Annotated in this window: 12 protein-coding genes; 9 read left to right on the top strand and 3 right to left on the bottom strand. The window is 68.5% G+C overall.

Annotated features, from left to right (window positions below):
• The first annotated feature begins 225 nt into the window (after window positions 1–225).
• From A8G15_RS26000 to A8G15_RS26015, 4 genes are all read left to right on the top strand, one after another.
• Window positions 226–1,698 (top strand): MFS transporter, encoded by a 1,473-nt coding sequence (locus A8G15_RS26000; RefSeq protein ID WP_245688009.1) that lies wholly within the window; start codon window positions 226–228, stop codon window positions 1,696–1,698.
• Between the two features lie 74 nt (window positions 1,699–1,772).
• Window positions 1,773–5,180, top strand: coding sequence for an ATP-binding protein (locus A8G15_RS26005; RefSeq protein WP_082900168.1), 3,408 nt, complete (start codon window positions 1,773–1,775; stop codon window positions 5,178–5,180).
• A gap of 115 nt (window positions 5,181–5,295) precedes the next feature.
• Window positions 5,296–6,681, top strand: coding sequence for an FAD-binding oxidoreductase (locus tag A8G15_RS26010; RefSeq protein ID WP_068165945.1), 1,386 nt, complete (start codon window positions 5,296–5,298; stop codon window positions 6,679–6,681).
• Window positions 6,682–6,716: 35 nt separating this feature from the next.
• A complete protein-coding gene (locus A8G15_RS26015; RefSeq protein WP_068165934.1) occupies window positions 6,717–7,544 on the top strand; it encodes a DUF5602 domain-containing protein in 828 nt (275 codons plus the stop codon).
• Window positions 7,545–7,598: 54 nt separating this feature from the next.
• Here the strand turns inward: A8G15_RS26015 and A8G15_RS26020 are convergent, their stop codons facing one another.
• The 3 genes from A8G15_RS26020 to A8G15_RS30850 form a co-directional block, all read right to left on the bottom strand.
• Entirely contained in the window at window positions 7,599–8,570 is a 972-nt protein-coding gene (locus A8G15_RS26020; protein WP_068165935.1) for a hypothetical protein, read from the bottom strand.
• A 333-nt stretch (window positions 8,571–8,903) separates the two neighbouring features.
• Complete coding sequence (locus A8G15_RS26025; RefSeq protein ID WP_156665569.1) at window positions 8,904–9,917, bottom strand: tyrosine-type recombinase/integrase; 1,014 nt, start codon at window positions 9,915–9,917, stop codon at window positions 8,904–8,906.
• 290 nt (window positions 9,918–10,207) lie between these two features.
• Window positions 10,208–10,909 (bottom strand): helix-turn-helix domain-containing protein, encoded by a 702-nt coding sequence (locus A8G15_RS30850; RefSeq protein ID WP_156665570.1) that lies wholly within the window; start codon window positions 10,907–10,909, stop codon window positions 10,208–10,210.
• Window positions 10,910–11,031: 122 nt separating this feature from the next.
• Between A8G15_RS30850 and A8G15_RS26035 the strand changes: the two genes are divergently transcribed.
• The 5 genes from A8G15_RS26035 to A8G15_RS26055 all read left to right on the top strand — a co-directional run bounded on the left by A8G15_RS26035 (window position 11,032) and on the right by A8G15_RS26055 (window position 14,057).
• A complete protein-coding gene (locus A8G15_RS26035; RefSeq protein ID WP_068165938.1) occupies window positions 11,032–11,247 on the top strand; it encodes a helix-turn-helix transcriptional regulator in 216 nt (71 codons plus the stop codon).
• Window positions 11,248–11,327: 80 nt separating this feature from the next.
• Window positions 11,328–12,038 carry a hypothetical protein gene (locus tag A8G15_RS26040; RefSeq protein WP_068165939.1) on the top strand — a complete coding sequence of 237 codons (711 nt, stop codon included), beginning with the start codon at window positions 11,328–11,330 and terminating at the stop codon, window positions 12,036–12,038.
• Between the two features lie 2 nt (window positions 12,039–12,040).
• Entirely contained in the window at window positions 12,041–12,247 is a 207-nt protein-coding gene (locus tag A8G15_RS26045; RefSeq protein WP_068165940.1) for a hypothetical protein, read from the top strand.
• A 65-nt stretch (window positions 12,248–12,312) separates the two neighbouring features.
• Window positions 12,313–12,816, top strand: coding sequence for a hypothetical protein (locus A8G15_RS26050; RefSeq protein ID WP_068165941.1), 504 nt, complete (start codon window positions 12,313–12,315; stop codon window positions 12,814–12,816).
• Complete coding sequence (locus tag A8G15_RS26055; RefSeq protein WP_068165942.1) at window positions 12,813–14,057, top strand: hypothetical protein; 1,245 nt, start codon at window positions 12,813–12,815, stop codon at window positions 14,055–14,057. Before A8G15_RS26050 ends, A8G15_RS26055 begins: the two co-directional genes overlap by 4 nt.
• The last annotated feature ends 196 nt before the right edge of the window (window positions 14,058–14,253 follow it).

A 14,253-nucleotide genomic window follows, 5' to 3' on the forward strand; every position in this document is an offset into this window, starting at 1 on the left:
CGACTGTGGAACATCCCCGGATCAGCCCTCGATAGGCTTCGGCTCGTGTTTCCCATGGAATCCTTCTCGCCATGACTGCACCCCTTGTTCCAGGGGTGTTGCGTTGGGTTCCTGAATCCAAGCGGCGTGTCGCGACCATATGTGCACACTCGGCGGGCTGTCCCGGTAGCGCGTCCAAGCGTTCGACCCGGCCGGGTCCAAGCACCGGGGAGCAACGTGCTCGAGGTGACCACCACCTCGACCACCCAGGACGGACCGATGCCCGAACCGCTGCCCCCGAAGAGCCCTGCCACGCGACGTGCCACCCTGGTGGTGGTGTGCGTGACCACCGCGATGCTCATGCTCGACATCGCGGTCGTCAACACCGCGCTGCCGTCCATCGCCACCGACCTCGACGCCGGAGTGAGCGCACTGCAATGGGTGGTCGATGCGTACACGCTCGCATTGGCCACCGTCGTGCTCGGAGCCGGTTCCTGGGCGGATCGGCGTGGTCGCCGGCACGTGTTTCTCGTCGGACTCGTCTGGTTCACCGTCGCGTCGCTGCTGTGCGCGCTGGCCCCGACCATCTGGGTGCTCGACATCGCCCGGGCCGCACAGGGAATCGGCGGCGCGATCCTGTTCGCGTGCTCACTCGCGCTGCTCGCCGACGTCTTCGAGGCGGGCCCGCAGCGCGCGGCGGCGCTGGCGGCATACGGCGCGACCATCGGCGGGGCGTTCGCGATCGGTCCCCTGATCGGTGGTCTGCTCACCGAGCTGCTGAACTGGCGTGCGATCTTCCTCGTCAACATTCCGATCGGGCTCGTCACCCTCGCGTTGACCGTGCGGTGGGTACCGGAGTCGCGTGATCCGCATCCGCGCGGAGCCGACGTGCCCGGTCAGATCTCGGCAGCAGTCGGCCTGGCGGCCCTGGTCTTCGGGCTGCTGCACGGCAACGAGCACGGCTGGCTCGACCCGCTGACCGTCGCCTCGGCGGTCGTCGCTGTCGTCGCGCTGGTGTGGTTCGTCCGGCACGAGATGCGCACGAGCGAACCGATGCTGCCGCCGCATCTGCTCGCGAACCGGGCGTTCGCCGGAGCACAGCTCGCGGCGTTCGCGATCTCCGCCTCGCTGTTCGCGGTCTTCGTCTACACGACCATCTACCTGCAGAACGTGCTGCACCTGTCGCCCGTCGAGGCCGGGCTCGTCTACATCCCCGCGACCGTCGCGATGTTCGTCGTCGCCGGGGCCACCGCGACACTGGACCGCCGCATCCCGGTGGCCGTCTCGCTGAGTGTCTCCCTCGTCCTGGTGGCGGTGGGGCTGGTCGCGATGACCGCCGTCGACGTCGCCGGTTCCCGGTACACGATCCTGCCCGGGCTCGTCGTCGCGTGCATCGGTGCGGGGGTGTTCAATCCCGTGATGAGCGGGCTGGTCCTGGGGGAGAGCACGTCCGATCATTCCGGGCTGGCTGCCGGTGTCAACGACGCGTTCCGGCAGACCGGGATCGCCGTCGGGGTCGCGGGACTCGGCGCGCTCCTGCCCGCGCAGTCGCTGCTGCCGGGCGGATCGCCGCAGGAGTTCGTGTCCGGCCTGCACCACGCGCTGCTCGTCGCGGCGGTGATCGCGACGCTCGGTGCGCTGGTGTGTGTGGTCACCCTCCGTGCGCCCCGGCCGGCCGGGGACGGTGTGGTGCGCGAGACGGCCGGTGTGACCGCCTGACTCCGCGCGCAGCCGTGCGGTCCCGTTCCTTACACTTCAACCGTTCGGTGCCTTCCGGTTTCGAGGAGCCACGCATGATCTATCGCCTGCTCGGGCCGCTGGAGGTTGCCCGGACGTCGGAGCCGGGAGCCGGACCGGACCTCGTCGACCTCGGCCCGCGCAAGCAGCGTGCCGTGCTCGCCGTCCTGCTGCTGAACCGCGGCAAGGTCGTGTCCACGGATCGGCTGATCGACGCGTTGTGGTCGGGTGAGGCTCCGGCCAGCGCCGTGTCCAGCATCCAGGCGTACATCTCGAATCTGCGGCGGGTTCTGCGCGGTGACTCCGGCGCGGCGTCGCCCATCGTGCGTCAGCCACCCGGATATGTCCTCGACATTCCGGGCGGAGACGTGGACCTGACGGCGTTCCTCGGCGACGCCGAGACGGCACGGCGGCACGCCGACGGCGGAGAATGGGAACAGGCGTTGGACGTCGCCGGGCGGGCTCTCGCGACGGTCCGGGGTTCCCTCCTCGAGGACCTGCGCGACGAGCAGTGGGTTCAGCTCGCCTCGGTCGGATTCGAGGAGGTCCGCACCGAGTGCCGCGAAACCCTGATCACGGCGCTGCTCGCGTTGGGACGCCTCGCCCCTGCCCTGGTGGAGGCGACCCGGCTGTACGACGAGTTCCCGTTCCGGGACCGCACCTGCTGGCTGCGGATGCTCGCGTTGCACCGGGCCGGCCGATCACCGGAAGCGCTGGAACAGTTCACCGTTCACGTCGATCGGCTGGATTCCGAACTCGGCCTGCGTCCCGGTGCCGAGCTGGTCGCGTTGCAGGGCTCGATCCTGCGGCACGAACCCGGTCTCGCGGCATGGCCGAGGACTCCGGGATGGACAGGGGCGCAGGAGGTTCCGACTCCGGCACCGACCTCGGTTCCGGTTCCGGTCTCGCAGGGGGAGACCGGCCGGGTGTTCGTCGGCCGTGCGGCCGAGTCCGGCCTGATCGACGGCATGCTCGACGAGGTGCGTGCCGGCGCGCCCCGCTGGCTGGTGCTGAGCGGACCCGCGGGCATCGGCAAGACGCGCCTGGCCGAGGAATGCGATGCACGGACGGTCGCGGCGGGCGGCACCACGGTGTGGGCGCGCTGTCTCGAGGACGAGGGTGCGCCGGCATGGTGGCCGATCCGCAGGATACTGCGGGAACTCGGGGTCGACGCCGACGCCGCGCTGATCCCGCCGACCGGGGTGGAACCGGACGAAGCGCGCTTCGCGGTGTACGAGCGCGTCCTGCAGGCGATCGAGGCGTCGGCGGCGGAGCGCGACCCCCTGACCGTCGTCGTCGACGACGTCCAATGGGCCGACCCGACATCCCTGCGGTGCCTGCGATATCTGGCCGGGGCGCTGCATCGGGAGCGTGCCTGGTTCGTACTCACGCTCCGCGATTCGGACGTCCGTTCCGGCGTGAGGGATTTCGTCGATACGGTGCTGCATCGCGACGGCAACCGGCACATCGTCGTCCCCGCCCTGGCCGAGACCGAGGTCGCGGCGCTGGCTCGGCACGTGTGCGGTGAGGAACTCGCCGCGACCGAGGCGCGGATGCTCGCCGAACGCACCGGCGGCAATCCGCTGTTCGTCTCCGAATACGCCCGCCTGCCCCGCGACGAACGTCTCGCAGGGGAGATCCCGATGGCCGTCCGCTCGGTGCTCGGCCGACGCCTGACAGCGGTGGAACCTGCTGTGCTGCAGGTCCTCCGGGTGGCCGCCGTCATCGGCGACACCATTGAGACCGATATTCTCGCCGCGGCGACGAAACTCGAACTCGATGTGCTCGCCGACCTTCTCGACGACGCGGCCGACGAACGGATCATCGTCACCGACCCGAGCATCCGCGGATACGCCTTCGCTCACGGACTGCTCCGCGACGAGGTGCTCGCGGAAATCCCGGCACTCCGCCGCCAGCGCATCCACGCCCAGGTCGCCGACGCCCTCGCAGGCTCGTCCGATCCCGACCGCTCCACCCGGCGCGCGCAGCACCTGATGGCCGCCCTGCCGGTGGCCGATCCCCGCACCGTGCTCGACGCATGCATCGACGCGGCGAGAGAAGCGACCGAACGGTGGAACTCGGAGACCGCGGCGCAGTGGTGGGAAGCGGCGGTGCAGGCGTTCGACCTGTTGCCGTCTCCCGAGCAACCGGCCGGTGCCCGTGACGACCTGCTCGTGGCCCGGGTCGAGGCACTCGCACGCGCCGGGCGCGGTCAGACCGTGCTCGACGCCGTCGATGCCGGACTGCTCGCGGCGATCCGTGAGGAGCGTACCACCACCGCCGGGCGGCTCGCCGCTGCCCTGCTGCGCTCGGCCGGAGCGTGGCCGTGGGTGTCCTACGGGAAGGACCCGGGGCCGTTGCTCGCCCGGTTGTCGGGACTGGAACCGTTCGTCGTCGACGATGCGTCCGCCCATGCACGGGTGCTCGCGGCACTGGCCGTCGGAAGCTGTTATCACCCGGACTCGACGGTCCCCGACGAACTCAGCGGAAAGTCTCTCCGAATTGCCAGGGAGACAGGCGATCCGGACGTGATCGCCGATGCCCTGCTGGGGCGCGTCCTGCTCTACTCCGGCGTGGCCACCCACAGCCACGAGTCGGTGCGGCTGATCGAGGAACTGTTCGCCCTGCCGCACCGGCAGTCCCGGTTCGACGACGTCATTGCGCACGCCGCGGCGAGCATGGCCCGCATGAACCTGGCGGACGTCGACGCCGCCCACGCGCACGTGCAGCAGGGGATCGTCGGGTGCGACCTGCTGCGCCTGCCGGTCGTGCGTGTCCAGTTGCGTTGGATGGAAGCGACATTGGCGTCGTGGCACGGCGACTTCGACGAGACCCGGCGACAGTACGAGACCGCCCGGCAGTTCCATCTGCAGACCGAGTTGTACGTCGCGGGCAGCGCCGACCTCGCGGCCAACACCCTCGAGTGGGAGCACGGCATGCTCGCCGATGCGCAGCCCGGCTTCGTGGAACCGGATTCGTGGCGTATCGCCATCGCCGCGGCCCGAGGCGACACCGAGTCCGCGGCCGGTGAGATCGGCCGGTGGTCGGCCCGCCCCGGACCGTTCACCTGGACCACGCTCGGACATCGCACGCTGATCGCCCGTGTGATCGCCGATCTCGAACTCGCCGAGCACGCCGAAACCTTCGTCGAGCTGCTCACGCCGTTCACCGACCGCATCGCGACGGTGGGGCAGGTGGGAGTCATCGGTGCCGTCGCGGAGGCGTCCGCACGCCTGCACGCGCTGCTCGGCCGTGTCACGGAGGCCGAGACGCTGCTCGATCGCGCCGAGGAGATCGCGACACGCACGTCCAGCCCGCCGACGCTGCTGCGCTGCCGTCTGCTGCGTGCCCAGCTCGAAGCGGCCTCGCCGGAACGGGATCGGACGATCGAGCGGATCGCCGAGGAGGCGACGAGCCTCGGCATGTTCGGCCTGGCCGCGTACGCGCGGTCCGTTTCCCGCTGAACTCCCGGCCGGCTTGGCCGATCCTTGGACGCGGGCGGTCGGCCGGGCCAAGATCCGGCCAAGCCTGCCGGCACATCCTTCCTCTACACCCGCACCACGGATGGAAGGAAGATCGATGACCCCCACGACCCGCGCGATCGACACACCGATCGAACGACTCCGGACGACGGTGTCCGGAACGGTGGCGCTGCCCGGCGAACCCGGATACGAGCTGGCTGTACCGTGGAACGTCGCCGTGCCGGTCCGTCCGTACGCGGTCGTCGCCGTCGAGGACGCCGCCGACATCGCCGCGACCGTGCGCTTCGCGGCGGACCACGGCCTGAAGGTCGCGGTGCAGCGCACCGGCCACGGCGCGGTCCCGCTGGGCGACGACGTGCTGCTCGTCCACACCGGTCGGCTGACCGAGTGCGCGGTCGATCCGGATGCGCGGACCGCACGGATCGGGGCCGGTCTCGTCTGGCAGGACGTCGTCGATGCGGCAGCTCCGCACGGGCTGTCGCCACTGACCGGATCCTCCACGACCGTGGGTGTCGCCGGGTTCCTCACCGGTGGTGGAATCGGACCGATGGTGCGCACCTACGGACTGTCGTCCGATCATGTGCGCGCGTTCGACATCGTGACCGGCAACGGCGAGGTTCTGCGCGTGACCCCGGATGAACACGCCGAACTGTTCTGGGGCCTGCGCGGCGGCAAGGCGACGCTGGGAATCGTCACGGCCGTCGAGATCGATCTAATTCCCGTCACCCGGTTCCACGGCGGGGCAGTCTATTTCGACGGCGACGACGCTGTGGCGGTCGCGCACGCGTGGCTGGACTGGTGTGCGGAGCTGCCCGAGCACAGTTCGACGTCGCTCGCATTCCTGCAGTTGCCCCCGTTGCCGCAGGTACCCGCACCGCTCGCCGGTCGCGCGACCGTCGCCGTCCGATTCGCCAGCCTCGCGGACGAGGCCGAGGCCGCGGCCCTCGTCGATCGGCTCCGTTCGGTGGCGACCCCGGTCCTCGACGGCATCGCGACGCTTCCGTGGGCTGCGGTGGGCGCGGTGCACGCGGATCCGGTCGATCCGATGCCCACCCACGAGTACACCGCGCTGACAGGACAACTGACCCACGAGGCGATCGATGCGCTCCTGTCCGTCGCCGGTCCCGGTTCGCACTCGCCGCAGACCGTCGTCGAACTGCGTCTCCTCGGGGGTGCGCTGGCCCGGGAACCCCGCCACCGCAGCGCCTTCTGTCATCGGGACGCCGACTTCGCGCTGATGGTCGCGGGAGTGCTGGTGCCGCCCACGGCCGAGGACGTGATCGGGCACGCCCGCACGGTCGACCGCGTGTTGTCGCCGTGGACGACCGGGCGCCGGCTGCCCAACTTCGCGGCCGACTCCGACCCGGACACGATCGCCCGGGCCTACGACGACGACACCTGGCACTGGCTCAGCGCGCTCGCCGACGAACACGACAGCGACGGCGTCCTGCGCGTCGGGCACGTCGTGCGCCGCGACCGCTGACTGCCCTCGACACATCCACTGCGAAAGGCACACCCATGCATACGGTTCGGACCGCTTCCGGATTCGCACTCTCCGCTCTCACCGTCCTCGCCGTCTCCGGCTGCGGCGACTCGGCAACCCCGATCGCCCGTGGGTCCGACGCGCACGCCCACGGAACCGCCACCCTCTACGGCGCGGAACAACCACTGGGAGAAGGAAACTCCAGAACATACGTGGCGGTCGACGGAAGCGGGAAACCTCAGGAGATCGGAATCCGGATCTCCGAGTCCGCGCTCGACGGGCTGCCGGACGGACCGGATGCCACGACGACGATGGTCATGCTGGACCTGCCGGCCGGTGCACCCGAAACCGGCTTCGACCACGTGATGCTCGACTGGAATCCGCACGGCCACGATCCCGAGGTGCTGTTCGGCAAACCGCATTTCGACATGCACTTCTACATGACCGACACCGAGCACGACGTCGACCCCGCCGCACCCGATTTTGCCGCGAAGGCAGCGAACCTTCCCGAACCGCAGTTTGTTCCGGACGGGTACGGACCGCCCCCGGGACCTGCGGAAGCCAACACCGTGCCGTTCATGGGCATGCACTGGACGAACGCCGCGGACGGGGCGATCCCCGGATCGTTCGACTTCACCGAGGTGCTGCTCTACGGCTCGTGGGACGGTGACTTCACGTTCATCGAGCCGATGATGACCCGGGAGTGGCTCGCCACGAAACCGGAGATCAGGGAAGAGATCAGCCAGCCCGCCGCGTACCAGCGGTCCGGGTACTTCCCGACCGTCTACACCGTCGACTTCGACGAACAGGCCGGTGAGTACGTCATCGCCCTGTCCGGGCTGACGATGCGCGAAGCGTCCTGACCGGGCGGGTGCCACCCGGGCGAGAGGGGTCGCCCGGGCGGCACCGGTTCGTCGTCACCCGTCCGCTCGCCGAGCGACCGGCGCGAGCGCCCCGGCCACGGTCGCCGCGAGCGCCACCGCGCCGAGTCCGATCACGGCGTACGGCCACCACCGGACCGGCGCTTTCGCCACGGTCGCGACCGGTTGTTCCGTCCCGGTATCGGTGATTCGCGGCAGCGCGTCCGTCGCCGATCTGACGTTGTCCGCGATCCCCGCGACGACACCGGCAACCGGTCCGACACCGTCGACGAGTTGTCCCGTCCCGTCGGTCAGGGCACGTCCACCGTCGTCTAGGAGGACGAGGCCGTCGCGGAGCTGAGCGGATCCCCCGGCGGCCTGGGCCATTCCGGCCACGAACTGCGCATTGGGGTCGGTGAGCTCGTACGCGAGTTGCCGGGCCCCGTCGCGTAGCTCGGAGAGCTGGTCGAGCGTGTCCGGCCCGAGTCCCTGGGTGTTCAGCGTGTCGACGAGCGTGCGCAGCTGTCCGGCGGCGCCACGCGACACCGGGTCCGGAGACATACCCAGCGTGTCGGCCACGGACGTGAGCTGCTCGGTCACGGTGCCCTGCATCGCACCGAGGCCGGTGAGCCGGCCGACGACCTCGTCGACACCCCCGCTGATCTGTGTCGCTCCGTCGCCGAGCTGGACCACCCCGCCGTCGAGCTGATCGAGACCGGCAGCAAGCTGCTCCCCACCTTCTCGGGCCTGCTGGAGGCCGTCCGAGAGCTGGCGCGCGCCGTCGTCGAGCTGACGGCTGCCGTCGGTGAGTTGCCCGACACCGCCGTCGAGCATCGACAGCGGCAGCCCGGCCCGCTGCAGCCGGTCCCGGGCCGTGCCGAGACCGTCGCCGGAACCGGCGTCCGGGTCCGGCGACTCGGCCACCGTCACCGTCGTGTCCGGGGTGCCGAGGTAGGCGAAGGTGGATCCCGCCGCGACGAGGATCAGGCCGACGGCAGCGATGACGATGATGACAACACGAGAGCGCACGGTCGGCGACGGTACAGATCGGTTGTGAGAATTCTCTGGCAACCCGGACGGCACGGGATGCGCGGCTGTCGGTGCATGGCGGAGAAATGCCGAAGGCCCCTTCCGCGCTGCGGAAGGGGCCTTCGACGGTGCTTCACGAGTCGGGGTGGCGGGATTCGAACCCACGACCTCTTCGTCCCGAACCACAATGACCCCCGAACCGTGCCAGCGCCAACCACTCAGCACCCCGTACGACCAGCACATACAGGCACACGCTCATGTCACCCGACACGACCTCGTTCGGCAACATTGCTGCCAGACTGCTGCCACAACTCAGCGTCCCCGGCAGGGGCGCTACGCCGCGTCGGTCCGTGACTCCGGTAGCGCCGCGCGCAGTGACTCCACTGCCATGGCCACGTGTTCCGCAGTGTCCTCGAGCGCAGCCGACAACGGGCCGGCCGATGCCTCCGGATGCGACGTCGCGAGCCCGCGCGCAGTATCGGCCGCGGCTGTGAGCCGATCGATCAACGACGCCACCTCCTGCCACAGGTCCGGCACCGCCGCCGCCTGGTGCAGGCGCGCCGCAACGTCGTCGAGATCGGACGGGAACAAGGAAGCGTAGGTGTCCAGCGTCATCGCTGCGTTCTTATGCCCGAGCATCGCTTGAACGGCCTTGACCGTCGCGCCCGACGCGATCGCCAGGGAAGCCGCAGTGTTGCGGAGTTTGCGCAACGTCACCTTGGGGAAGTGCTCGTCAGCGGCCATGCAGACCCCACGCGCCGGGATGAACACCCGCGGCCGGAAGTTCGACACCCGCAGCACTCCTCCGGCCGAATCCGTGAACACCATCGCGTTCGGGCCCTTCCCGCGCACCAGCGCAGCGAGCTCCGCGTCGAGGAACGCCGGGAACGGCACCGTGCGCCGCTCGTACGTCTTCGGCGTACCCCACACCAGATCGCCGCGCACCTCGGTGACGCCTTCGAGGACCTGGACGCGACGGCCGGCGAGGTCGACGCACTTCACGCGCAGGGCGGCAAGCTCGTTCCACCTCAAGCCGGTGTAGGCGAGGAACCGAACGACGGTCCCGTATCCGGGGGAGCGCTCGTCGACCGCGGCCGCCAGCGCTGCCACGCGCTCGTGCGTCAGGCAGTCCAGGTGTGTGTTCCCGCGGCGAGGAAGTTTCACCTTCTCGGCCGGATTGACTGCGATGCGACGGTCCTCCACTGCCGTCGCGAGCACTTGTCGCAGACAGCTGTAAGCGTTCTCGATCGACTCGACCCCGACGCCGGCCGCGACCATCTCGGCAATCCACGACCGTACGTGCGCGGTGCGGATCTTCCCCACCTCGGTGTCGCCCCAGCGCGCCACGACGCGCTTCCACGCTGTCTCACCGTTCGCGATCGTGGACGGTTTCAGGTGGGCGCGCGCGCTTTTCCATTGCTCGCCGACCTGTCGAACTGTGACGCGGCCGGCTGAGGGCGCGACGTAGGTGCCGGTCTGAATGGACGACTCCAGCGAAACCCGCCAAGCTTCGGCGTCGCGTCGCGTTTTGAATCCCCGTTTGCGTGTCGCGCGGTTCTCCGGTGTCCGGTACAGGACCTCCCACAACCGACCACCCGGCCCTGACTTTGCCGGGTATGCCCGAACCGATGACACGGCTACTTACCCCCCTGTGTTTCGCCAGGCATCGGATACCCCTTACTGGCTGCGACACGCGCCATGTGCCATGCGTGTAGTTCGTCCTTCATGGCTTCGGTAATTGCATCCAAATCACTTGTTGTACCGGCGCTTTCAGCGACTCGCGCGGTCCGCTCATCGCTGAACGGGCGGCCCCACAGGGAGATGCTATCGACGACGAATGATCGTAGATCAGAGTTGAATTCACCGGCGATCGACAGATCGTCTTCGTCTGCCCGTTCTATCCCGTCCGCGATGCGTGCTTTCGCATCGTCGAGATCAGCGACCCCCGGTCCTCGTGACGCGAAGAGCGCCTGGCCGAGTTCCATGTATTCCATCCCGGGCAACCGCTCATCGACTGCCTTCCCGCCAAACCATGCTTGTAGGTAGGTGAGCCCGATTCGGGTTTTGCCTATCTGAACCGTGTGTAGATTTTCTGCGCCTTCCAGCAGATCCGAAAGTCTGACCGGCCGGCCGCAGGCCCTGTTGAGTGCGAGCGCGAGAAGAACAAGAGATTCGACAGTCAGTGAGTTCGTGCCGCTCTCAATGCGGCTTACTCGTGCGTAGTTCCAGAGCGCTCCGTAGAAGCGTGCTGCAAGTGCGACTTCTTCTCGTCCGACCCCCGCGCGCTCCCTTATTGCCTGCGCATTCCTGCCGATGACCTCACTGATCGCATCTCCCATGGCACGTGATCATATCGCGTGATCACATATGACAATCACAGTTGATCATTCGTGTTGATCATGCTAGGAATTGACTGATCACATCTGATCATCACATCTGACTCCTAGAGAGAGGCACACGGATGAGCGAGGCGCTCGCCCCGGCTGCAAGGACGCCACTTCCCGGACGCAAGGAGGTCGCAGCCTATCTCGGTATGACCGAAAACGGACTGGCTCAGCTGCACTACCGCGGGGACGGGCCGCCACAGATCAAGATCGGTGGCCGCGCAGTTCGCTACCGCTGGGAAGACGTTGACGCGTGGCTCGAAACCCGCCGCGTCAGTGAGGCGAGCGCGTGAGCGCAAAGAAAAACGCCCCCGGTCGCTGTGCCACCAGCGCCGAGGGCATCGAAACCGTCCATCACCTGAGAGGAAGTTCCGTGTCTGATCATATCCGCCTGCCGCTGTTGACGGTACTCGCGTTGCTCGTCGATATCGCCGCCACCGTCGAGGAGATCCTCGACAACTGCGGCTACACGCTGACCGCGGCAATGCACGCTGCCGCACTGGCCGGCCTCGACCCCGAGGACTACCGCAAGGTACCGCTGATCGAGGCGGGAGCTGTCGCAGAGATCCGCCGGCGCATCCTCGCCGAACGCGCCGAGCTGACCCACATCGAGTCCACGCCCGCGGATGAACCGATCCCGTACCACCTGGCCGACGAACTGGCACCCCGGCCGCGGTCCCGCAGCGAGAGCCTGGCTCTCCTCGGCCCGCTGGACGGAAACTTCGAGACTCTCCACCGCTACCGTCCGCACTGGATCGCCCCCGAGAAGCGTGACCTGACAGTGGAATTGGCTCGATATGACTCCCGTGACAAGTTCGGCAGCGCCGATCCTGCGGAGTATCACGTCAGTCTCCAGCTCGGCCATACAGATATTCCGGTGCCGCTCAGCTCCCTGCCTGCACTCATTGCCCAGCTCTGCGATGCAGTCCGCCTCGCCGGGCTGCACGAGGCACGCGACGCCGTATCGGTGATGACGCCCAGCGACATTCTCGAAGAATCGCGGCGGCGCGGACAGCCCATCGGTGAGGTTGCGACCCAGATCGCTGCTGCACTCGAGGCCGAGATCGTGCCGGCGGTGGCGTGACCATGGCCGCGACGTTGTCACACGGCACAGAGACACCGGTCGTTTCCCTCGCGACCAGCGTTTCCGGGCTGATCAGGGTCCAGATCGACGGCACGTCCATCTATCTGGGCGTCGACGAGACGTACACGCTGATCGACCAGCTCCGGGAAACCCTGCGGATCGCAGCCCGCAACGAGGCCTCCGCGCAAGGCCCCTCCGCCCCCGAATGACCACCAGGGCCGGGGCACGAGCCGCGTGCCCCGGCCCACCAGATCCGAAAGGACGAACCGAACTCATGAACGGTAAGGGCCTGACGGCCACGAACACCAGCACAGAGGTGGCGCTGATCGCCACCGCGCTGATCGCCTCGGCTACCGACGTGGCCGCGATCGCACCCCACGTGCTGGACGACTTGACCGAGCCCGGCACACGGCAGGTCCTCGAGATCGTGTGCGACCTGATCGCCGCTCACCGCCCACACAGCACCATCGCGGTGGCCGACGAACTCCAGCGCCGCGGACTGTTGGCCGGCCACACCGGACAACAGGTGAAGATGGTTCTCACCGAAGCATCCTCGGCCGGACGTCTGGCCAATCCACTTGCCCTGTCGACGTACGCGGCCACCCTGTGCGCCGAGGCCTATCGGCACCGCTTCGCCGAGATCGGAAAAGCGTTGGTGGAGGCCGCTTCCTGCGCCCCCGAGTGGGACCTGTTGCCCCTGCTGCGGCAGGCCGGCACCGATGCTGTCCAGCACGCGAAGAAGCTGGCAGCCCTGAGGGGAGAGGACATCCCAGCGTGAGCCCTGCAACTGTGGTCGAACTTCCCACCGCCGCGGCGTTCTGGACGCAGCGCCCGGTGCTCGAGCACCTGTTGACCTTCGCCCGTGCTCGGCGTGCAGGACCGTGGGCGGTGCTCGGCGCGACCTGCGCCCGCGCTGTGGCCACGATCGAACCGAATGTGATGCTGCCGCCCACGGTGGGCGCGCCGGCATCGCTGAATCTGTTCCTTGCGCTCGTCGGCCGGTCCGGCGGAGGCAAGGGCGCAGCCGAAGGTGCGTCACGTGACGCAGTGCGGTTCGTCGACCACAACGACCACCCGATCGTCGTCGACGAGTTCCCGCCCGGATCGGGCGAAGGTATCGCCCGCACCTACCGTCCCGCAGGCACCGATGACGACGCCCCGAACGCCCGTAGCCGGGCCATGCTGACCGCGCCCGAGGTCGACACGCTCACGGCGTTGGGGTCGCGGCAGGGTGCCACGCTCATGCCCGAACTCCGCAAGCTGTGGATGGGCGAGCAACTCGGATTCAACAACGCCAGCAAGGCCACCCGTTCGATCCTGGCCGCACACAGCTACCGAGCCTCCCTGATCGTCGGTGTGCAACCGATCAAGGCCGGCCCCCTGCTCGACGACGCGGACGGCGGCACACCGCAGCGGTTCATGTTCCTGCCGGTCGGGGACCCGGACGCCCCCGAGATCGCCCCGGACGCACCGCAGCCCTGGACGATCAAGGCAGCGCGGTGGGGAGCGAAGACCGTGCACCTCGAGATCCCGGACATTGCCCGCGACGCGATGGACAAACATCGGCTGGCGACGTTGCGCGGCGCGGACGTGGACCCACTCGATGGGCATCGGATGCTGGCGCGGTTGAAGATGGCCGCTGCGCTGATGATCCTCGACGGCCGCACCGTCGTCACCGTCGAGGACTGGCACCTCGCCGGGGTCATCGAGCGGGTGTCGAACCGAACCCGAGCGGGCATCGAGGCCACCGTCGCCGAGCGTGCCCGGGCCGCCAGCCGTGCGCGGGCGCACGAACAGGCCGACCGGGAAGAGATCGTCCAAGACCGCGCCGAGCAACGCCTCCGGGAACGAGCACGAGACGCGGTACTCCGACGTCTGGGGCGCGGTGGTGTGGTGTCCAGAAAGTCCATCAGAACGACGATGCGATCCGAACTGAAAAGTCTCCTCGATGCGGCACTCGCGGATCTGATTTCGGAGGGCCTCGTAGCCGAACAGTCAGGGGGGTACGCGCTCACGTAGGGGGACAGTCCCGTCCCCCCCTTAAAACCGGATCTGAACTGCGACGACGCGGGGGGACACACCCGTCCCCCCGTCCCCCCCCCCCCCCCTCGCGACCCCGGGAAAAGAGGAAAAAAGAACAAAACCACACAAACGCCCCCCCGGCCCGGTTACACCTGCCTCTTTTACTAATACACCAGCCCACCAGACCGGACCA

It is taken from the genome of Rhodococcus phenolicus (assembly GCF_001646785.1).
GTDB lineage: Bacteria > Actinomycetota > Actinomycetes > Mycobacteriales > Mycobacteriaceae > Rhodococcus > Rhodococcus phenolicus.